Annotated in this window: 18 protein-coding genes and 1 pseudogene; 15 read left to right on the top strand and 4 right to left on the bottom strand. The window is 68.8% G+C overall.

Features of this window, described 5'->3' with window-relative positions:
• Nucleotides 1-344: transposase (locus AC3IFE_RS13660; RefSeq protein ID WP_489190839.1), on the bottom strand; the 344-nt coding region annotated here is incomplete at its 3' end.
• A 114-nt stretch (nucleotides 345-458) separates the two neighbouring features.
• Here AC3IFE_RS13660 and AC3IFE_RS13655 point away from each other — a divergent pair.
• The 5 genes from AC3IFE_RS13655 to AC3IFE_RS13635 all read left to right on the top strand — a co-directional run bounded on the left by AC3IFE_RS13655 (nucleotide 459) and on the right by AC3IFE_RS13635 (nucleotide 5,029).
• Entirely contained in the window at nucleotides 459-1,502 is a 1,044-nt protein-coding gene (locus AC3IFE_RS13655; protein WP_089469054.1) for an alpha/beta fold hydrolase, read from the top strand.
• A complete protein-coding gene (locus tag AC3IFE_RS13650; RefSeq protein WP_089469055.1) occupies nucleotides 1,502-2,047 on the top strand; it encodes a cytochrome P460 family protein in 546 nt (181 codons plus the stop codon). The genes AC3IFE_RS13655 and AC3IFE_RS13650 overlap by 1 nt, the downstream gene beginning before the upstream one ends.
• Before the next feature lie 282 nt (nucleotides 2,048-2,329).
• Complete coding sequence (locus AC3IFE_RS13645; protein WP_089469056.1) at nucleotides 2,330-2,677, top strand: DUF4148 domain-containing protein; 348 nt, start codon at nucleotides 2,330-2,332, stop codon at nucleotides 2,675-2,677.
• A gap of 83 nt (nucleotides 2,678-2,760) precedes the next feature.
• On the top strand, nucleotides 2,761-3,552 hold the full coding sequence (locus AC3IFE_RS13640; RefSeq protein ID WP_489190838.1) for an alpha/beta fold hydrolase: 792 nt from the start codon (nucleotides 2,761-2,763) through the stop codon (nucleotides 3,550-3,552).
• 76 nt (nucleotides 3,553-3,628) lie between these two features.
• Nucleotides 3,629-5,029 (top strand): amidase family protein, encoded by a 1,401-nt coding sequence (locus AC3IFE_RS13635; protein WP_489190837.1) that lies wholly within the window; start codon nucleotides 3,629-3,631, stop codon nucleotides 5,027-5,029.
• A gap of 295 nt (nucleotides 5,030-5,324) precedes the next feature.
• Here the strand turns inward: AC3IFE_RS13635 and AC3IFE_RS13630 are convergent, their stop codons facing one another.
• A complete protein-coding gene (locus AC3IFE_RS13630; protein WP_489190836.1) occupies nucleotides 5,325-6,617 on the bottom strand; it encodes a hypothetical protein in 1,293 nt (430 codons plus the stop codon).
• 79 nt (nucleotides 6,618-6,696) lie between these two features.
• Here AC3IFE_RS13630 and AC3IFE_RS13625 point away from each other — a divergent pair, with 79 nt between their 5' ends.
• The 6 genes and pseudogenes from AC3IFE_RS13625 to AC3IFE_RS13600 all read left to right on the top strand — a co-directional run.
• Entirely contained in the window at nucleotides 6,697-6,873 is a 177-nt protein-coding gene (locus AC3IFE_RS13625) for a hypothetical protein (protein ID WP_179233474.1), read from the top strand.
• Nucleotides 6,874-6,924: 51 nt separating this feature from the next.
• Nucleotides 6,925-7,644: an SDR family oxidoreductase gene (locus AC3IFE_RS13620; RefSeq protein ID WP_089469059.1), complete on the top strand. Its 720-nt coding sequence runs from the start codon at nucleotides 6,925-6,927 to the stop codon at nucleotides 7,642-7,644.
• A gap of 136 nt (nucleotides 7,645-7,780) precedes the next feature.
• A complete protein-coding gene (locus tag AC3IFE_RS13615) occupies nucleotides 7,781-9,730 on the top strand; it encodes an arylsulfatase (RefSeq protein WP_489190835.1) in 1,950 nt (649 codons plus the stop codon).
• A gap of 16 nt (nucleotides 9,731-9,746) precedes the next feature.
• A complete protein-coding gene (locus tag AC3IFE_RS13610) occupies nucleotides 9,747-10,796 on the top strand; it encodes a formylglycine-generating enzyme family protein (protein ID WP_489190834.1) in 1,050 nt (349 codons plus the stop codon).
• A complete protein-coding gene (locus AC3IFE_RS13605; protein WP_489190833.1) occupies nucleotides 10,793-11,605 on the top strand; it encodes a MetQ/NlpA family lipoprotein in 813 nt (270 codons plus the stop codon). Before AC3IFE_RS13610 ends, AC3IFE_RS13605 begins: the two co-directional genes overlap by 4 nt.
• Nucleotides 11,599-11,961: pseudogene (locus AC3IFE_RS13600) on the top strand (flagellin N-methylase); the annotation flags it as partial. The gene AC3IFE_RS13605 and the pseudogene AC3IFE_RS13600, both read left to right, overlap by 7 nt.
• Here the strand turns inward: AC3IFE_RS13600 and AC3IFE_RS13595 are convergent.
• Nucleotides 11,960-12,850, bottom strand: coding sequence for a hypothetical protein (locus AC3IFE_RS13595; RefSeq protein ID WP_489190832.1), 891 nt, complete (start codon nucleotides 12,848-12,850; stop codon nucleotides 11,960-11,962). The pseudogene AC3IFE_RS13600 and the gene AC3IFE_RS13595 overlap by 2 nt on opposite strands.
• 155 nt (nucleotides 12,851-13,005) lie before the next feature.
• Nucleotides 13,006-13,938: a LysR family transcriptional regulator gene (locus AC3IFE_RS13590; RefSeq protein WP_089469064.1), complete on the bottom strand. Its 933-nt coding sequence runs from the start codon at nucleotides 13,936-13,938 to the stop codon at nucleotides 13,006-13,008.
• A gap of 205 nt (nucleotides 13,939-14,143) precedes the next feature.
• On the opposite strand from AC3IFE_RS13590, the gene AC3IFE_RS13585 reads away from it, so the two are divergent.
• From AC3IFE_RS13585 to AC3IFE_RS13570, 4 genes are all read left to right on the top strand, one after another.
• A complete protein-coding gene (locus tag AC3IFE_RS13585; RefSeq protein ID WP_089469066.1) occupies nucleotides 14,144-14,917 on the top strand; it encodes a putative hydro-lyase in 774 nt (257 codons plus the stop codon).
• A gap of 87 nt (nucleotides 14,918-15,004) precedes the next feature.
• Nucleotides 15,005-16,303 (top strand): MFS transporter, encoded by a 1,299-nt coding sequence (locus AC3IFE_RS13580; protein WP_489190831.1) that lies wholly within the window; start codon nucleotides 15,005-15,007, stop codon nucleotides 16,301-16,303.
• A gap of 128 nt (nucleotides 16,304-16,431) precedes the next feature.
• On the top strand, nucleotides 16,432-20,070 hold the full coding sequence (locus AC3IFE_RS13575; protein ID WP_489190830.1) for a hydantoinase B/oxoprolinase family protein: 3,639 nt from the start codon (nucleotides 16,432-16,434) through the stop codon (nucleotides 20,068-20,070).
• Between the two features lie 581 nt (nucleotides 20,071-20,651).
• Nucleotides 20,652-20,803, top strand: a 152-nt coding sequence (locus tag AC3IFE_RS13570) for a hypothetical protein (protein ID WP_489190840.1), incomplete at its 3' end; no start/stop codon positions are given.

The raw sequence follows: 20,803 nt of genomic DNA, 5'->3' as shown, positions 1-20,803 counted from the left end.
GCCCCAACGGCGCGAATCGATGACGAATCGACAGCGGCTCGCGAAAAGTCGATCTGGTCTGCTGCTCGCAGCTTCGCGAGCAGCAACTCGTGCAAGCGGTCCCACACGCCGGCCGCCTGCCAGTCGCGCAGCCGCCGCCAACATGTCACGCCCGAGCCGCAACCCATCTCGGCAGGCAGGTCGCGCCAGCGTAGTCCGGTCTCGAGAACGAACAAGATGCCGGTCAGCGCGGCGCGATTCGAAACAGGCAGGCGGCCCGGGTTCTTCTCGCGCCGCGGCTTGGATGGCGGCAGTAACGGCTCGATCAGTGTCCACAATTCGTCGTCGATGATCGGCTTGCCCATCTCCTCGGCCTCGGTTGTTCCGATGCCTGAGGTTAACAGCTCGCCGCGAAAGTTAACAGGCCCACGGGCTCTTTTTGAAACCGTCTCTTAGCGATCGACAATGGAGAACGAGTCATGACCGATACCGTGAACACCCGACGCCGCCTGATCCTGGGCACCACGCTGGCAAGCCTGAGCCTGGCCGACCTCGGCTTCGGCGCGCTCGCGCAGGCGCAGTCGGCGCCCGAGGCAGCCGGGGCGAAACGCCCGGCCGGCGTCGCGTCGCTGGGCACGATCCACCAGATCGACGCGGGCGTGCTGAACGTCGGGTATGCGGATCTGGGCCCGAAGAACGGCCCGGTCGTGTTCCTGCTGCACGGTTGGCCGTACGACATCTACAGCTACGCGGAAGTCGCGCCGCTGCTCGTCGCGGCCGGCTATCGCGTGATCGTGCCGTATCTGCGCGGCTACGGCTCGACGACGTTCCGCTCGGCCGACACGGTGCGCAACGGCCAGCAGGCGGTGACGGCCGTCGACATCGTCGCGCTGATGGATGCGTTGAAGATCGACCGCGCGGTGTTCGGCGGCTACGACTGGGGCGCGCGCACGGCCGACGTCATCGCGGCGCTGTGGCCGCAGCGCGTGAAGGCGCTGGTGTCGGTGAGCGGCTACCTGATCGGCAGCCAGGCGGCGAACGCCAAGCCGCTGCCGCCGCACGCCGAATTCCAGTGGTGGTATCAGTTCTACTTCACGACCGAGCGTGGCGAACTCGGCTACACGCAGAACCGCGATGCGTTCAACAAGCTGATCTGGCAACTCGCGTCGCCGAAGTGGCAGTTCTCCGACGAGACCTATGCGCGCTCGGCCGCATCGTTCCGGAATCCCGATCACGTGGCCGTCGTGATCCACAACTATCGCTGGCGTCTCGGGCTCGCGAAGGGCGAAGCGCAATACGACGACATCGAGCGGCGTCTCGCGGCCGGGCCTTCGATCACCGTGCCGACGATCACGATGGAAGGCGACGCCAACGGCGCGCCGCATCCGGACCCGGCCGCGTACGCGAAGAAGTTCACCGGCAAGTACCAGCACCGGACCATCACCGGCGGCATCGGCCACAACCTGCCGCAGGAAGCGCCGCAGGCCTTCGCCGATGCGATCCTGCAAGTGGAGCATCTCTGATGCGGGCCCGCGTGGGGGGATGGCGGCGCGGCGCGCGCCGTGCGCTCGTCGGGGGCGTGCTGCTCGCCGGCGCGTGGTCGGCGAGCGGCCCGGCCGCGTTCGCGCAACAGTCGACGCCCGCCGCCGCGGCCGCGTCGCCGATCTACGGCGTGACGATTCCGCCCGGCTACCGGAAGTGGGAAATGGTCGCGCCGGCCGAAGAGGCCGCACCGCTCGACGAGTTGCGCGTGGTGCTCGGCAATCCGGTGGCGATCCGCGCGCTCGAGAAGGCGACGCTGCCGTTCCCGGACGGCACGATCCTCGTGAAGCTCGCGTACAAACGCAAGCAGTCCGACGAGTTCGCGCCCGCGACGGTGCCCGGCCAGGCGACGACCGTGCAGGTGATGGTGAAGGATTCGCGTCGTTACGCATCGACGGGCGGCTGGGGCTTTGGTCGCTTCATCAACGGCGTGCCGGCCGATATCGGCCAGCATCAGACGTGCTTTGCCTGCCATCAGGCGCGGGTGAAGAACCACGATTACGTGTTCACGCGGCTCGCGCCGTGACGTGACGCGGCGGTGTGAAGGTGACGGAAAGGCGTGCCCCGCGAGGCACGCCTTTTTTCGTGGTGCGTCGCGCGGGCGAATCGCATCGCATCGCCAAGCGAGTATGTATCGCACTGTATCTGTGGCCGCTCCTGAAAAACTGGCATGCAGAAAGCCCCGTTTCGGAAACATGCCGGATACGTGCGCGGGTTCTACTGTCGACATGCAGCAAACGTTCGGTGTCACACGTTCGCACCGGACGCCCAGTGATCGACACCTCAACCTCGTTCAAGGAGAACCTTCATGAAAGCCGCTCGAATCCTCGCTGTTGCCGTCCTCGCCGTCGCCCCCGCGCTGTCGTTCGCCGATACCGGCCACAGCCTCACGCGTGCCGAAGTGCGCGCCGATCTCATCCGCCTCGAGAAGGCCGGCTACAACCCGGCCGGCAGCGAAGCGCACTACCCGGACGACGTCGCCGCCGCGGAGAACGCCGTCGCGGTTGCCCAGCAGGTCGCGCGTTCCGACCAGAACGGCCCGTCGAAGTCGCAAGGCGACAACGTGGCCGATGCGTCGGCGCCGGCCGCCCATCGCGACGCCGCGCAATCGCGCGCCGCACGCTACGCCGCCGACGACCTGTACGCGCATTCGTGATCCCGCGCCGCGCTTGCCGCATGCAGGCGCGGCCGCTCGGGAGCACGTCACTTCAACGACACGATAAACAAGGGAGCATGACGATGGCCGGTTTGATGAAACGCGTTCTGGTATCCGCCGCGATGATCGGCGGACTGTTCGGTGCGGTCGCGGCGCAGGCCGCGCCGAAGGACGACCTGAAGGGCACCAACGTCGTGCTCGTGCACGGCGCATTCGCCGACGGGTCGAGCTGGAACCGCGTGATCCCGCTGCTCGAGGCGCGCGGGCTGCACGTGGTGTCGGTGCAGAACCCGCTGAGCTCGCTTGCCGACGACGCGGCCGCGACGAAGCGTACGATCGACGAACAGAAGGGGCCGGTCGTGCTGGTCGGCCATTCGTGGGCGGGCGTCGTGATCAGCGACGCGGGCAACGACGACAAGGTGAAGTCGCTCGTGTACGTCGCGGCGTTCGCGCCCGACAACGGCCAGTCGATCGCCGACGTCACGCAGGGGCTGCCGGCACCGTCATGGGCCGGCGAACTGCGCAAGGACGCCGGCGGTTTCGCGCGGCTGTCGGACAAGGCGATCGCGCAGGATTTCGCGCCGGATCTGCCGCCCGCGCAGCAGCGCATCGTTGCCGCGACCCAGGGGCCGTGGTATAGCGAGTGCATCTCGGAGAAGGTCGCGCAAGCCGCGTGGCATGCGAAGCCGTCGACGTTCGTCGTCGCGACGCAGGACCGGATGATCGATCCGAAGCTGCAGGAAGCGATGGCGAAGCGGATCGGCGCGACGGTCGCGCGCGTGAACGCGAGCTACGTCGCGATGCTGAGCCAGCCGAAGGCCGTGGCCGACGCGATCATCGCCGCCGCCGAGCGCGCGAAGCAGGATACGCAGTGAGCGAATGCGGCGCCGCGCTTTCGTGAGGAAGCGCGACGCCGCGCGTGATTGTGATGTCTTTTCACCAGGAGAAGTCATGACCGAACTCTGGCAACTGTCGGCAACCGAACTCGCAAAACGCGTGCGGCAGCGTGACGTGTCGGCGCGCGAAGTGGCGGACGCCGTGCTCGACCGTCTCGATGCGGTGAATCCGGCGATCAACGCGGTGGTCGAACATCGCCCCGACGACGTGCGGCGGCAGGCCGACGAAATCGATCGCGCCATCGCGCGCGGCGACGATCCGGGGCCGCTCGCGGGCGTACCCGTGACCGTGAAGATCAACGTCGATCAGGCGGGCTTTGCGACGACCAACGGCACGCGCCTGCAAGCAAACCTGATCGCGCATGCCGACAGCCCGGTGGTCGCCAACATCCGCAAGGCCGGCGGGGTGCTGCTCGGCCGCACCAATTCGCCGACGTTCGCGCTGCGCTGGTTCACGTCGAATCGCGTGCACGGTCACACGCGCAATCCGCGCAATCCGTCGCTGACGCCGGGCGGATCGAGCGGCGGGGCGGCGGCGGCCGTGGCAGCCGGGATCGGGCCGCTCGCGGTCGGCACCGACATCGGCGGCTCGGTGCGCTACCCGGCCTATGCGTGCGGCGTGCACGGGATCCGGCCGTCGCTCGGTCGCGTGCCGGCATTCAATGCGTCGTCGCCCGAGCGGGCGATCGGTGCGCAACTGATGTCGACGGCCGGGCCGATCGCGCGCACGATCGACGATCTCTCGCTCGCGCTGCGGGCGTTCTCCGCACCGGACCCGCGCGATCCGTGGCATGTCGCGGTGCCGTTCGACGGGCGCGCGGTGCCGAAACGCGCGGCGCTGTGCGTGCGTCCGCGCGGCCTGGAGGTCGTGCCCGAAGTCGAGGCCGCGTTGCGCGATGCCGCGCGCCGGCTCGTCGATGCCGGCTGGGCCGTTGACGAGATCGACGATACGCCGCCGATGCGCGAGGCCGCGCTGCTGCAGGAACAGCTGTGGCTCGGGGATGGCTTCGACGCGCTGGCGAACGCGGTCGAACAGGACGGCGATCCGGGCGCGGCCGCGGTGATCGCCGCCGTGCGCGGCAAGGTGCGCGATTTGCCGGTCGACGTGATCAGCCGCGCGCTGGTCCGACGCACGACGTTGACGCGCGAGTGGCGGCTGTTTCTTGATGAATATCCGGTGTTGCTGCTGCCTGTTTCGTCGGAACTGCCGTTTCCGGACGATCTCGACCGGCAAGGGCCGGACGGCTTCGAACGCGTGTGGGAAGCGCAGCTCACGTTGCGCGCGCTGCCTGCGATGGGGCTGCCGGGGCTGGCCGTCACGACGTCGGTCGTGGATGGCGTGCCGGTGGGCGTGCAGGTGGTCGCCACGCATCATCGCGAGGATCTGTGTCTGCTCGCGGGACGCGATATCGAGGCGCGTGGCGTGCCGGTCGCGGTGGTCGACCCGGTGGTATGACTGCGATGAAGTCGGTGCGCTGGTGCGGGCCGTCATGAGGCTGGCGAGCTCGCCGAGTTCGCGCAGCCATGCGCCGTCGACCATCATCACCAGCGTGACGGCGCCCGTGCGTTGCGCGAACAGGCTGCCGCGCCGTTCCGGGCGCAGCAGCCGATCGTGGCCTGCGTCGTCCCGTGCGACCGGCATCACGACGGGCACCAGCGCACTGGCGTGCTCGGTGGTGGATCGCGAACCATTCTAGTGAACGGATGCGCGCTCGCAAGTAAAAAGGTCGTAAAGGCGTGTGAGTCGCGCGTTACGTGCACTGCCATAGATGCGCGCTGGTGCGGCACGGCGCGCACCAGAACGTGTAGTTCGCGCCGCCGCTGCCCCACAGCCATTCGCCGCCGTCGACCTGCGGAAGCTGCGAATCGAGCTGCATCGCGAAATGCATCGTGCGGCCGCAGTCGGGGCAAGCGGGATACCACGCGGACTGCACCCACGACGGCGGACCACCAACGCGGCTCAGGTTCTGCCGGTCGTTCGACTCGCCCCAGTCCTGCCGGGTCCATCGTGCAGGGGCGGCGAAGAGCGCGACGTCGGATTCGACGAAGGCTGCCGCCGGGTAGTCGGGCTCGATCGGGGCATCGTGCTGCTGCGACGGGTGAGCGATCGCGTGGCCCGAGTCGTCGTGCCGGTAGAACAGCGGGCCGTCGCTTTCCCAGCCGAGACAGGACAGGCACGTGTCGAACGACACGGGTGTCGCGCTGTCGATGCCGGCTTCGGCGGGTTGCGGCAGTGTCAGCAGCCGGTGCAACGGCTGATGACACAGGCCGCATCGATGCGGCGATACGCCGCCGAAGTGCGCGGTCGATCGAGGCGATTCGCCTGCACGCCAGGTCGCGTGATTCGCCTGGATTTCGCGTTTCCACTTCGGCATCGCGCGAAGCGCCGGTGCACGCAGCGTGCGTCCGAAGTCGACATGCAGCGGTGCATCGTCGTGCAATGCACGCAACGTGCCGTGCTCCAGCGTGTAGCCCGCGGACATGAGCGCGTTCGCGGCTTGCTCCGGATCGTCCGGGAACAGCCGGCCCGCTGCGTCGAGCACGGCTGCCGGTCGCCGCGAATGGAGCAGCGCGACGGCGCGTGCGCGTGCCGCATCGTCAAGGGCTGGGGCTTCCGCCAGCCGTTGGCGCCACGCATCGATCGTCGCGGGATCGAGCGCCCGCCACGCGTGTTCGGCGAGATACAGGCTCGGTGATCGCCGGGCGAGGGCCACGTCGAGCAGTGCGTCCCAATGACCGACGAACACCTGTGGCGAGCGCAGCGCCACGCTCGACAGCACATTCGCGAGCCGCGCATTCCACGCGCCTTCGAGCACCCGTCGCCATGCTTCGGAGGCAACCTGATCGAACGCGGCGCCGTCCATCAGGTCGAGTGCGGCGTCGATGAACGTCGCATGCGGCAACGTGCGATCGAACGATGCGATCACCAGATCGACGAGTGCGGTCGGCTCTTCGCGCCGCAGCGCCAGCATCCGCGACATCGGGTCGTTGCCGGTCCAGCCGAGGCGTTCGTAGTCGTCAAGAATGGTTTGTGCGGTAGACATGGGAGCGGAACGGTGGGGGAACTTCATCTTACCCGAGCAAGGTAGCGGCTCCGTATACGGTCGATCCAAAGAAAAACGCGTGACGACTTTCGTCGCCACGCGTTTTCCGTCACTACATGATCAACGTTTTCACGCCAAGGACGGCGAGGGTATGGAGAACGTTGTAGCGACCGCTCGACGCGACGACGGCGACGACGACCATACGCGTTTCCCATCGCTGCGGCACAATCGCCCGGAGCACGCGCACGCCGGATGACTACAGGCGTGTCGCGCCATTTCCTCCGCCTTCCTCGTCAAGAGCACGTCCATGTCATCCCGCACTTATCTCGTCACCGGCGCGTCGCGCGGCATCGGCTTCGCGATCAGCACCACACTCGCCCGCCGCGGCCATCGCGTCGTCGGCCTCGCTCGCCATGCGCAGGGCGTCGACTTCCCCGGCGAATTGCTCGCGTGCGATCTCGCCGATATCGAGCAGACCACCGCGACGCTCGCGCGGATCGGCGCGAGCCACGACGTCGACGGCATCGTCAACAACGCCGGCATCGCGTTGCCGCAACCGCTCGGCAAGATCGATTTCGAGTCGCTGCAAGCCGTGTTCGATCTCAACGTGCGGGCCGCGATCCAGGTCACGCAGCACTTTGCCGATGCGATGAAGGCGCGCGGCCATGGACGCATCGTCAACATCTGCAGCCGCGCGATTTTCGGCAGCCTCGACCGCACCGCGTATTCCGCCGCGAAGAGTGCGCTGGTCGGCTGCACGCGGACGTGGGCGCTCGAACTCGCCGAACACGGCGTGACCGTCAACGCGGTCGCGCCCGGCCCGATCGAGACGGAACTGTTCCGCCAGACGCGGCCGGTCGGCAGCGAAGCCGAACGCAAGGTGCTCGCGACGATCCCGGCACGCCGGCTCGGCACGGCCGACGACGTCGCGGCCGCGACCGCATTCTTTCTGTCCGACGAAGCCGGTTTCGTCACCGGGCAGGTGCTGTCGGTGGACGGCGGCGGCAGCCTCGGCGGGCGCGGCTGACGCACGTCGGCGCGGGGCGCGGCGGACGACGCGCCGCGCATATTCCCCCACCCCGTTAGCATGTGACGAATCCGACTTTGGCCGTTGCGCGCGCGACGCTAAGATCGCCGATCCCGTAGATCGAGCGTCAACAAGAATGAAAAAGTCCGCGTCGCCGTTGCATGCTGTTCGTTTCCGTGTCGTTTGCGCCGCGATTGCCGGCGCGGTGTCGCTCGCGTCATGCGGCGGCGTCGACAGCAATCCGCCGCCGCAGGCCAGCGCGACGCCCCCGGCCAAGCGCCCGAACATCCTGTACATCATGGCCGACGATCTCGGCTATTCCGACATCCATGCGTTCGGCGGCGAGATCGACACGCCGAACCTCGACGCGCTCGTCGCGTCGGGCCGCATCCTGTCGAACCACCACACGGGCACCGTCTGCGCGATCACGCGCGCGATGCTGGTGTCCGGCACCGATCACCATCTCGTCGGCGAAGGCACGATGGGCGTGCCGACCGACGAGCGGCGCGGGCTGCCGGGCTACGAGGGCTACCTGAACGATCGCGCGCTGTCGTTCGCGCAACTGCTGAAGGACGCCGGCTATCACACGTATATCGCGGGCAAGTGGCACATCGGCTCGGGCATCGTCGGCAGCGCGACGGGCGGCGGGCAGACACCCGACCAGTGGGGTTTCGAGCGCAGCTACGTGCTGCTCGGCGGCGCGGCGACGAACCACTTCGCGCACGAGCCGGCCGGCTCGTCGAACTACACGGAAGACGGCCGCTACGTGCAGCCGGGCCAGCCCGGGCAACCGGGTGGCACGGGCGGCAGCCCGGCCGTGTTCTATTCGACCGATTTCTATACGCGGAAGCTGATCTCGTACATCGACGCGAACAAGCAGGACGGCAAGCCGTTCTTCGCGTACGCGGCCTACACGTCGCCGCACTGGCCGCTGCAGGTGCCTGATCCGTGGCTGCACAAGTACGCGGGCGTGTACGACGCCGGCTACGATGCGATCCGCAACGCGCGGATCGCGCGGCAGAAGGCGCTCGGCCTGATTCCCGCCGATTTCAAGCCGTTCGACGGGCTGCCGGAGACGACGGCGGCATCGCCCGCGACCGCGAACAACGGCACGGCCAGCGCGAAGTACATCAACGCGGTGCATTCGGCCGGGGACGGCTACGGCGACTACGGCCCCGGCAAGGTCGACAAGCTGTGGTCGAGCCTGTCGCCGGCCGAGCGCAAGGCCCAGGCACGCTACATGGAAATCTACGCGGGGATGGTCGAGAACCTCGACTACAACATCGGACTCCTGATCCAGCATCTGAAGGACATCGGCGAATACGACAACACGTTCATCATGTTCCAGTCGGACAACGGCGCGGAAGGCTGGCCGATCGATTCCGGCGCGGACCCGACCGCGACCGACACCGCGAACGCGCAGGAGCCGACCTATTCGGCGCTCGGCACCGACAACGGCAAGCAGAACGCGCAGCGCCTGCAGTACGGGCTGCGCTGGGCCGAAGTGAGCGCGGCGCCGTTCCGGCTCACGAAGGGCTATTCGGGCGAAGGCGGCGTGTCGACGCCGACGATCGTGCACCTGCCCGGCCAGTCGCAGCCGTTGCCGACGCTGCGCGCGTTCACGCACGTGACCGACAACGCGGCGACCTTCCTCGCGATCGCGGGCGTCACGCCGCCGTCGCAGCCGGCGCCGCCGCTGGTGAACACGCTGACGGGCGTCGATCAGAACAAGGGCAAGGTGGTCTACAACAACCGCTACGTGTATCCGGTGACGGGCCAGTCGCTGTTGCCGGTACTCACCGGTTCGGCGACGGGCGAAGTGCATACGACGCCATTCGGCGACGAAGCGTATGGCCGCGCGTATCTGCGCAGCGCCGACGGCCGCTGGAAGGCATTGTGGACCGAGCCGCCGCTCGGCCCGCTCGACGGTCACTGGCAGCTTTACGATCTCGCGGCGGACCGCGGCGAGACGACCGACGTGTCCGCACGGAACCCGTCGGTGATCGGCACGCTGGTCGACCAGTGGAAGGCGTACATGAGCAACGTCGGCGGCGTCGAACCGCTGCGTCCGCGCGGCTACTACTGATCCCGGGAGCGACACGATGCGGCTCCGCTTCTGGACGATCGGCACGGCGCTGGCCGCCACGCTGTTCGCCGCCGCGTTCGCGGTGGGTTACGCGAATCCGGCGGCGCCGGCAGGCGGCGCGTTCGACGCGCCGAATCGCGGCCGCGCGCTCGCGCCGCTCGGTTCGGAGCGCGAGTGCAAGCGCTATTCGGGGCTGCCGGCGAAGTGGCGCGACGATCCGAAGGCGGGCATGGTGCACCTGCACGGCGGCGCGTTCGTGTTCGGCAGCACGCGCGGGTATGCGGACGAGCGTCCGGTCGGCGACGGCAAGACGCGTGTCGGCGGCTTCTGGATCGACCAGACCGACGTGACGATCGCGCAGTTCGCCGTATTCGTGCAGGCCACCGGTTACGTGACCGAGGCCGAGCAGCAGGGTGGCGCGGCGGTGTTCCATGTGCCGACGCGCGTCGAGCTGAATGCACGCGACCTCGCGTGGTGGTCGTGGGTGAAGGGGGCGTCGTGGCGGCATCCGCGCGGGCCCGGCAGCGACGTGGACGGGCTCGGCAACCTGCCGGTGACGCTCGTCACGCAACGCGATGCGCTCGCGTATGCGCACTGGCTCGGCCGCGACCTGCCGACCGAGGCCGAATGGGAATACGCGGGCAAGGCCGGCCGCGACGACACATCGCTCGATGCGGCGCCGCGCGACGCGAACGGCAAGCCGGCCGCGAACTACTGGCAGGGCGCGTTTCCGGTGCTCGATACGGCCGAGGACGGTCATGCGGGGCTGGCGCCCGTCGGCTGCTACGCGGCGAACGGCTTTCGTCTTTACGACATGATCGGCAACGCATGGGAATGGACGAAGGATGCGTACACGGGCCCGCATCAGTCGCATACGAACGGCGACACGGCAGCCGTCGCACCGCCGACGCGCCGGCACGATACGCCGATGGTCATCAAGGGCGGCTCGTTTCTGTGTTCGCGCGATTACTGCGTGCGCTATCGCGCGTCGTCGCGCGAACGGCAGGAAGCCGATCTCGGTGCGTCGCATATTGGATTCCGAACGATCCTGAGGGACGGGTCGTGACGACGGGCATCGGGCGATTCGTTGCAGCGTGGCTGTTCGCTGCGTGCGCGGTGATGCAGCAGGGTTCGGCGATGTCCGCCGAAGCCGCGGCGCCGGTCGTGCGCGTCGGCGTCACGCGCGGCGTGCACGCGCAGATCCTCGACGAAGTGAAGCGGGTGGCCGCCGCGCGCGGGCTCGGTGTCGACGTCGTCGAATTCGACAATGCGTCGCGCATCGACACGGCACTGGCCGACGGGCGGATCGACGCGGCCAGCTTCGAGGATGCGCAGCGCCTGAGCGCCACGCGCGCGGCGAAAGGCTATGCGCTGAGCGCCGTCGCGCCGACCGTCACGCTGCCGCTGGCGTTCTATTCGCGCAAGCTGAAGAACCTGAACGAACTGCAACCCGGCGCGACGGTCGCGCTGCCCGCCGATCCGCGCGGGATGGCGCGCGCGCTCGTGCTGCTGCAGAACGACACGCTGGTGACGCTGCGCGAAAAAGCCGGCCTGCATGCGACGCTGCGCGACGTGACGGGCAATCGGCTCGCGCTGAAATTCGTCGCGCTGCGCGGCGACCGGCTTTACGCGGCACTCGATACGGCCGCGTTCGTCGCGATCGACAGCGACGACGCGGCCCGCGCCGGGCTGCAGCCCGCCCGCGACAGCATCAGCCTCGAGGACGCCCGCTCGCCGTATGCGAACGTGCTCACGGTGCGCGACGCCGATCGCGCGAAGCCGTGGGTCGCGCAACTCGTCGCCGCGTATCACTCGGACGACGTCGCGCGCTTCATCCTCACGCGCTACCAGGATTCGGTGCGGCGTCCGTGGTAGACACCTACCTGCTTGCGTGCACCGCGTGCGGCCGCTGTTGCAACAGCGCGCCGACGCTGTCGTTGCGTGAACTGTTCCGGCATCGGCATCGCTTCGTCGGCGCGTTGACGATCCGCCGCGTGCCGAAGCGGCGGATCGGCGAACGCTGGCAGGCGCGCGGCCGCGAGCATGCGCTCGATGCGGACGACGTCGCGGCGGCCGATGCGCTGGCCGACCGGCTGTTTCATCGCGGCGGCGGCGTGCAGGGCGAATGGCTCGCGCTGACGCTGCAAGGCTACGACTATCCGTCGCCGGGCCGTTGCGCGGCGCTCGCCGACGGCGGCCGCTGCGGCGTGCACGCGCACAAGCCGCCGGTCACGCGGCCGCGCCGGTTTCTCCTGGCGTCGCCGGTTCGCGGGCCGCGCTCTCCCAGATCGGGAACGTCGCGTTCTGGATCGACGTCTGCGCGTCGATGACCTTGCGGTGGTCGATGCCGGGCAGGTCGAGCAGCCGGTCGACCGCGGCCTTCGCGCCTTCGGCATCCTGCGGGAAGGCACACGCGAATTGCTGGTTCGTATCGAACAGAATCCACCAGACATCCGACGCGAACGGCCCCTGGTCGTTGGTTTCGATCACGATCGCGCCGAGATCGGCGAGCGCGATGCCGCGCGTCGCCCCGGTTCCGTCGGTCGCTTCGATGCGCGTATCGGTTGCCGTCACGGTCCAGCCGCTTTGCCGGGCAGGCGGCCGGGGCGATGACGGCGCGGCATTCGGCCGGGCCGGGCTGCCGGTGCCGGTGACAGCGCCGTTCGGTACGACCCCATCCATGGCCCCGACGGCACGGCTCGGCGTCACGCCATCCTGCCGTTTGCGCCCGTCGATCCACGGCAGCGCGGCGGCGCCGACCATCGCCGCGATCCACAGGTAGTACCCGGCCCCGAACGTGCGGATCGTTTCGTAGTTCGCGTCGGTCGGGATCGTATGCCAGCCGAGCGCGAAGACCACGACCACGGCCAGCAGCGCCGACACGGTACGGCTCGGCCGCAGCAGCGCGACCACGAGTAGCGGATTGCCGAGCCACGCGAATTGGAGGTCGAGGATCGCGAGCGGCCCGAGCGCGAGCACCGTGTAGCCGCGCCACCAGCTCACGGCGCCGGCCGCATTCGGCGGTTCGGCCGCGACGGGCAGCAGCAGCGACGCGACATACAGCGCGACGATCACGACGCGCGCGAGATTCAGGCGGGACGAAGCGGAGCGAATCTGCATGTTGCCTTCTTGTGGTGCACGATCATGCGAAGCGACGAATGCCGGACGGCCGGGCCGTCATTCACGATGCGCGGCGCCGAGATGGCGACGCGCCGAACGCGATTGTGGGCGATTCGCGCGGCGATGTCGAACGCGCGTCGTTCGCCGCTGCACATTCAAAGCGCTTCGACCAGCAACCGCGTGCTCTTTTCGCAATACTCATGACATGCCGCCCGCGCGGCGATCGACGCACCGTGCACGAACCGCGGCGCGTCCGCCCGTCGCGACATCGACACGACGATCGACGGCGGCGACGGCTGCAGCGGCAGCTCGACGACTTCGCCGCTTTCGATCAGCGCATCGACGAACAGCACCGGAATCGCGGCGACGCCGAAACCGTCGCGCACCAGTTGCACGATCACCGAGATCGATGGCGACCCGGTAATGCGCGTTTCCGACAGCGGCACGCCGTGTGCATGCGCGAGCGTGCGGACGATGTCTTCCAGCGCGCGATGGGGCGCGGTGCCGCGCCCGTAGGTGAGGATCGGCTGGCGCAGCACCTGCCGCGCGAGGCCGGTGCGCGTGTTCGGCAGCAGCCCGGCGCGCGCGATCCAGCGCACCGGGTAGTTCGCGAGCGCGTCGCACACGACCGACGCCTCGTCGCTGCCCTCGACGCGGATGATCAGGTCGAGCTCGCCGGCCATCAGCCGGCGCTGCAGCACGACGCTGACGTCGACGGTCAGGTCGATTTCCAGTTGCGGATAGTCGGCCGCGAGCCGCCGCATATAGTGCGGCAGCCAGCTGTGCACGACCGTCTCGATCACGCCGAGCCGCAGCTTGCCGCCCAGTGCACGCTCGCCGGAGGCGGCGGCCTGCAGTTCCTGCGTCGCCTCGACCACGGCTTTCGCATAGCCGAGCAGGTATTCGCCGTTCGGCGTAAGCCGGAACGCGCGGCTGTCGCGATCGACGAGGACAGTGTGCAGCTCGTCCTCGAGCGCTTTCAGGCGTTGCGAGATCGCGGCCGGCGTCGCATGCAGCGCTGCCGCGGTCGTGCGGAAGTTGCGCAGCTTCGCGAGCATGACGAAGGTTTCGAGAAAACGCGTATTCATGGTGGTCGGACGAGCAATGGATGCGCAGCTTGCCGGCGACGAAAAGTGAACGGGACCGGGGAAAACCCGCAGGCCCGTTAAGAAATTCTATACAACGGGCGCAAAAAAACTCGTTGGCGACAAATTTTTTTCCTTTCTATTCTTCGCCATATCCGATGACACACCAGCGTCATCGCCCCGCCATCCCGATTTGCGACCGACCATCATGACGCCTTCCGAATTCCGCCAGTCCGTGCGCCGCGGCGCGTTCCGCGGCCCGACCGCCGGCCATTGCGGCCCGTTTGCCCAGGCGAACCTCGCGATCCTGCCCGACGCGTACGCGCACGATTTCCTGCGCTTCTGCCAGGCGAACCCGAAGGCCTGCCCGCTGCTGGGCGTCGGCGAACCGGGTGCGTTCCGGATCGCCGCGCTCGGCGAGGATCTCGACATCCGCACCGACGTGCCGCGCTACAACGTGTATCGCGACGGCCGCCTGACCGAGCAGGCCGAATCGCTGGAAGCGCTGTGGCGCGACGATTTCGTCGTATTTGCGATCGGCTGCTCGTTCTCGTTCGAGGACATGCTCGCCCGCGAAGGGATCGGGCTGCGCCACGTCGAGGAGGGTCGCAACGTGCCGATGTACCGCACGTCGATCCCGAACCGCCGCGCGGGGATCTTCGGCGGCCAGCTCGTCGTGTCGATGCGGCCGCTGCGCGGCGCCGACGCGATCCGCGCCGTACAGATCACGAGCCGGTTCCCGGGCGTGCACGGCGCGCCGATCCATATCGGCCATCCGCGGGAACTGGGCATCGAGGATCTGGACGCGCCCGAATTCGGCGACGCGGTGACGATCCGCGACGGCGAGCTGCCGGTGTTCTGGGCGTGCGGCGTGACGCCGCAAACCGCGCTGATGGACGCGAAGCTGCCGATCGCGATCGCGCATACGCCCGGCCACATGCTGATGACCGACATCACGAACGCGTCGCTCGCCGTGTTCTGACCCGGCCGGCCCCGCACGCGACGCACCTTCGACAGACACACCGCACCCCACGCCATTCGATCGGCGCACAACGACAGGAGCATCACCATGGAAAGCAAGACCCTCGCGGCGCCCGCCGCCGAGCCCGCGAGCCGCGAGCGCAGCGGCCTGTTCTCGTGGTACGCGGATGCGCAGCCGCGCGAACGCCGCGCGTTCTGGAGCTGCAAGGTCGGCTACATGCTCGACGGGATGGACACGCAGATGCTGTCGTTCGTGATCCCGACGCTCGTCGCGACCTGGGGCATCTCGCTCGCCGACGCGGGCTTCATCGGCACGATCACGCTGCTCGCATCGGCGCTCGGCGGCTGGATCGCCGGCATCCTGTCCGACCGCATCGGCCGCGTGCGCACGCTGCAGCTCACGGTGCTGTGGTTCGCGGTGTTCACCGCGCTGTGCGGGCTCGCGCAGAACTACCACCAGCTACTCGCGGCGCGCGCGCTGATGGGCTTCGGCTTCGGCGGCGAATGGACGGCCGGCGCGGTGCTGATCGGCGAGGTGATCCGCGCGCGCGATCGCGGCAAGGCGGTCGGCCTCGTGCAGTCGGGCTGGGCGATCGGCTGGGGGCTGTGCGCGCTGCTGTATGCGCTGCTGTTCTCCGTGCTGCCGGCCGAGCAGGCGTGGCGCGCGCTGTTCCTCGTCGGGCTCGCGCCCGCGCTGCTGGTCGTCGCGATCCGCCGCTACGTGAAGGAGCCGGACGTCTACGAGAAGGAGAAGGCCGCGCAGGCGAAGGTGACCGACGCGCCGCGCCTCACCGAGATCTTCGCGCCGAAGCTGATCACGACGACGCTGCGCGCGGCGCTGCTGACGACCGGCGCGCAGGGCGGCTACTACGCGATCACGACGTGGTTGCCGACCTTCCTGAAGACCGAACGGCACTTGACGGTGATGGGCACCGGCGGCTATCTCGCGATGATCATCTTCGGTTCGTGGGTCGGCTACCTGACGAGCGCGTATCTGACCGACCGCCTCGGCCGCAAGCCGAACTTCATCCTGTTCGCGGTCGGCTCGATGGTGATCGCGTTCGCGTACACGTCGCTGAACCTGACCAACGCGTCGATGCTGTGGCTCGGCTTCCCGCTCGGCTTCTTCGCATCGGGCATCTTCTCGGGGATGGGCGCGTTCCTCACCGAATTGTTCCCGACCCGCGTGCGCGGCTCCGGCCAGGGCTTCTGCTACAACGTGGGCCGCGCGATCGGTGCGCTGTTCCCGTTCCTGATCGGCGCGCTGTCCAAGCAGTACGGGCTCGGCACGAGCATCGGCCTCTTCGCGGTCGCCGCCTACGGCGTGGTGATCGTCGCCGCGCTGACGCTGCCCGAGACCCGCGGCCGCGAACTCGACGCCGCCTGACCGACGGCAGCCGCGGGGCGTCCGGCCCCGCGTTTTTCTTCCCCTTTCATCGACACCGTGACGCGGCGCGCGACGCGCGCCGTGCGGCGGCGCTCGTCCCTCGAATCAACGACGCATCGACCGACATCATGACTGACCGACACCTTTCCTCCGTTCCCTCCGACGCCGCACGCTGGCAATTCTGGATCGACCGCGGCGGCACGTTCACCGACATCGTCGCGCGGCGGCCCGACGGCACGCTCGTCACGCACAAGTTGCTGTCGGAGAACCCCGAGCAGTATCGCGACGCGGCCGTGGCCGGCATCCGCCATCTGCTCGGCCTCGCGGCAGGCGAGCCGATCACGCCCGCGCAGGTCGACATGGTGAAGATGGGCACGACGGTCGCGACCAACGCGCTGCTCGAACGCAAGGGCGAACGCACCGCGCTCGCGACCACGCGCGGCTTTCGCGACGTGCTGCGCATCGCTTACCAGAACCGGCCGCGCCTGTTCGATCTCGACATCGTGCTGCCCGATGCGCTGTACGAGACGGTCGTCGAGATCGACGAGCGCGTCGGCGCGCACGGCGACGTGGTCGTGCCGCTCGATGTTCAGGGTGCCGAAGCGTCGTTGCGCCGCGTGTTCGACAGCGGCGTGCGGGCGCTCGCGATCGTGCTGATCCACGGCTATCGCCATACCGCGCACGAACGCACGCTGGCGGCACTCGCGCGCCGCATCGGCTTCACGCAGGTGTCGGTGTCGCACGAGGTGTCGCCGCTGATGAAGATGGTGTCGCGCGGCGATACGACCGTGGTCGACGCGTACCTGTCGCCGATCCTGCGCCGCTATGTCGAGCAGGTCGCGCACGAGATGCCGGGCGTGAACCTGCAGTTCATGCAGAGCAGCGGCGGGCTCACGCGCGCCGATGCGTTCCAGGGCAAGGACGCGATCCTGTCGGGCCCGGCCGGCGGCATCGTCGGGATGGTGCGCGCGGCGCGCGCGGCCGGCTTCGAGCAGGTGATCGGCTTCGACATGGGCGGCACGTCGACCGACGTGTCGCACTACAACGGCGAATTCGAGCGCGTGTTCGAGACGCAGGTGGCCGGCGTGCGGATGCGCGCGCCGATGATGAGCATCCATACGGTCGCGGCCGGCGGCGGCTCGGTGCTCGGTTTCGACGGCGCGCGGCTGCGCGTCGGGCCCGAATCGGCCGGCGCGAACCCGGGGCCGGCCGCGTACCGGCGCGGCGGCCCGCTGACGGTGACCGACTGCAACGTGATGCTCGGCAAGATCCAGCCCGATCATTTCCCGCGCGTGTTCGGCCCGCATGCGGACCAGCCGCTCGACCGCGACGGTGTGGTCGCGAAGTTCGCGGCGCTCGCCGACGAGATCCACGCGGCGACGGGCCGGCGCGAGACGCCCGAGGCGCTCGCCGAAGGGTTCCTGGAGATCGCGATCGGCAGCATGGCGAACGCGATCAAGAAGATTTCCGTGCAGCGCGGCCACGACGTGTCGTGCTACGTGCTGACGACGTTCGGCGGCGCGGGCGGCCAGCACGCATGCGGCGTGGCCGATGCGCTCGGCATGACGCAAGTGTTCGCGCATCCGCTCGCGGGCGTGCTGTCCGCATACGGGATGGGCCTCGCCGACCAGACCGCGATGCGCGAGCGCGCGGTGGAAGCCGTGTTGTCCGACGAATCGCTGCCGGCGCTGAACGCGGCGCTCGACCGGCTGGCCGACGAAGCCATCGGTGCGCTGCTCGAACAGGGCGTGCCGCCGGAGCGCATCGCGACCGAGCGGCGCGTGCATCTGCGCTACCAGGGCACCGATTCGGCGCTCGACGTGCCGGCCGGCTCGGTCGCGGCAATGCAGCAGGCGTTCGAAACCGCGTACCGGCAGCGCTACGCGTTCCTGATGCCCGGCACGCCGCTCGTCGCCGAGCTCGCGTCGGTCGAGGCGATCGGCCGCTCGGACGCGCCGGTCGACATCGCGCCGCTGGCGCCGCGCGACGCGGGTGCGGCGGCGCAAGCGCGCACGGCCGTGCGCTTTTATTCCGGCGGCCAGTGGCACGACGCGGCGCTGGTCGTGCGCGACACGCTGCGCGCTGGCGACGCGATCGACGGCCCCGCGATCGTCGCGGAGAAGAACGGCACGACCGTCGTCGAGCCCGGCTGGCGCGCGGAGATGACCGCCCAGGGCAATCTCGTGCTGACGCGCACGACGCCGCTGCCCACGCGCCGCTCGCTCGGCACCGACGCCGATCCGGTGCGGCTCGAGATCTTCAACAACCTGTTCATGTCGATCGCCGAGCAGATGGGGCTGCGGCTGCAGAACACCGCGTACTCGGTGAACATCAAGGAGCGGCTCGACTTCTCGTGCGCGATCTTCGACGGCGACGGCAACCTGATCGCGAACGCGCCGCACATGCCCGTGCACCTCGGCTCGATGGGCGAGAGCATCCGCACGGTGATCGAGCGCAACCGCGGCCGCATGCGCGACGGCGACGTGTTCATGCTGAACGACCCGTACCACGGCGGCACGCACCTGCCGGACGTGACGGTCATCACGCCGGTGTTCGCGGACGGCGCCGACGCGCCGCTGTTCTACGTCGGCTCCCGCGGCCACCACGCGGACATCGGCGGCACGACGCCGGGCTCGATGCCGCCCGATTCGACCCATATCGACGAGGAAGGCGTGCTGATCGACAACTGGCAGCTCGTGTCGGCCGGCGTGCTGCGCGATGCCGAGACGCGCGCGCTGCTGGCATCCGGCCGCTATCCGGCGCGCAACGTCGAGCAGAACATGGCCGACCTGCGCGCGCAGGTCGCCGCGAACCAGAAGGGCGTCGACGAGCTGCGCCGGATGGTCGCGCAGTTCGGCCGCGACGTCGTGCTCGCGTTCATGACGCACGTGCAGGACAACGCCGAAGAAGCCGTGCGGCGCGTGATCGGCGCGCTGCAGGACGGCGCGTACCGCTACCCGCTCGACAATGGCGCGGAGATTCGCGTCGCGATCCGCGTGGACCGCGCGGCGCGGTGCGCGGAGATCGATTTCACCGGCACCTCCGCGCAGCTCGACAACAACTTCAACGCGCCGAAGGCCGTCTGCATGGCCGCCGTGCTGTACGTGTTCCGCACGCTGGTCGGCGACGACATCCCGCTGAACGCCGGCTGCCTGAAGCCGCTGACCGTGATCGTGCCGGCCCGCTCGATGCTGAACCCCGAGTACCCGGCGGCCGTCGTGTCGGGCAACGTCGAGACGTCGTCGGCGATCACCAACGCGCTGTACGGCGCGCTCGGCTGCGTCGCGTCGAGCCAGGGAACGATGAACAACTTCACATTCGGTAACGATCAATACCAGTACTACGAGACGATCGCGGGCGGCAGCGGCGCGGGCGACGGCTTCGCGGGCGTCGCCGCGGTGCAGACGCACATGACGAACTCGCGGCTCACCGATCCCGAGGTGCTCGAATGGCGTTACCCGGTGCGGCTCGATTCGCACCGGATCCGCGCCGGCTCGGGCGGCGGCGGGCGCTGGCGCGGCGGCGACGGCGCGGTGCGGCGGATCCGTTTCCTCGAGCCGATGACCGCGTCGATCCTGTCGAACAACCGGATCCACGCGCCGTTCGGCGCGGCGGGCGGCGAAGCCGGCGCGCTCGGCCGCAACACGATCGAGCGGGCGGACGGCACGGTCGAGTCGCTCGACCACATCGGCCGCGCGCAGATGGCGCCGGGCGACGTGTTCGTCGTCGAAACGCCGGGCGGCGGCGGCTACGGCGCGGCAGGCTGAGTCGCGCCCCCGGCGCGGACGCTCCGCGCCGGGGCGGGTGGCGCATATTGCAACGAACTGGGGAATAAAGACGCGCATTCACGCGCAAACGGAATCAAAAAGCAGCGGAAACGCGGCTCGCGGCAGCCAATTCGACCCTGCCGCCGCAGCCTCGCCAAAGATCAGGCCCCATATCGATGGATCGGCCTCGCATGCCCGCCCGGCGGGCGCCGGGCGGCCACGCCGCCGTCGATGTGCACTGCACCTTGCGCGCATTCGCAATGCGGTTAATCATGAAAAGTCCGTCTTGCCAATCGAGTCCCGATTCCTTGACACAATTCTCTAAATGTGAGTGCCAATCTTCATTGTCATTTGATAAGATGGCTCTCATTCGTAAGGCAGATCTCATCATTCGTAAGGCAGAACCTGCGCGCATCACGCGCGAACGCCGGTCGCATCAGCTGCAAACAAGGACGGGACGAGGCCGCTGTCATGGCAATCGCGGCAGCCCTGCCGGGTAGGCGCGCCGCGCGGCCCGGGAAGGCGGCGGGGTCACTCGCCTCCGTCTACACTGTGCGTTTTTTTTGGATCGGGGCGTGTCCATGGATGACGAAAACGATAGCGCGGTGCTCGAGGCGCACGTCGGTACGCGCAGCCCCTGCTGGCGTCTCGGCAGCGACAGCAATGCACTCGAACTGGCCGCGGTCCGCGGCCTGACCAACGTCGCGGTCGCGCTGACGGTCGAACAGGCTGC

This window comes from Burkholderia sp. APQ4-4ca, from assembly GCF_057837105.1.
The sequence above is the reverse complement of the archived record's forward strand: the minus strand, read 5'-3'. Positions and strand labels throughout refer to the sequence as shown.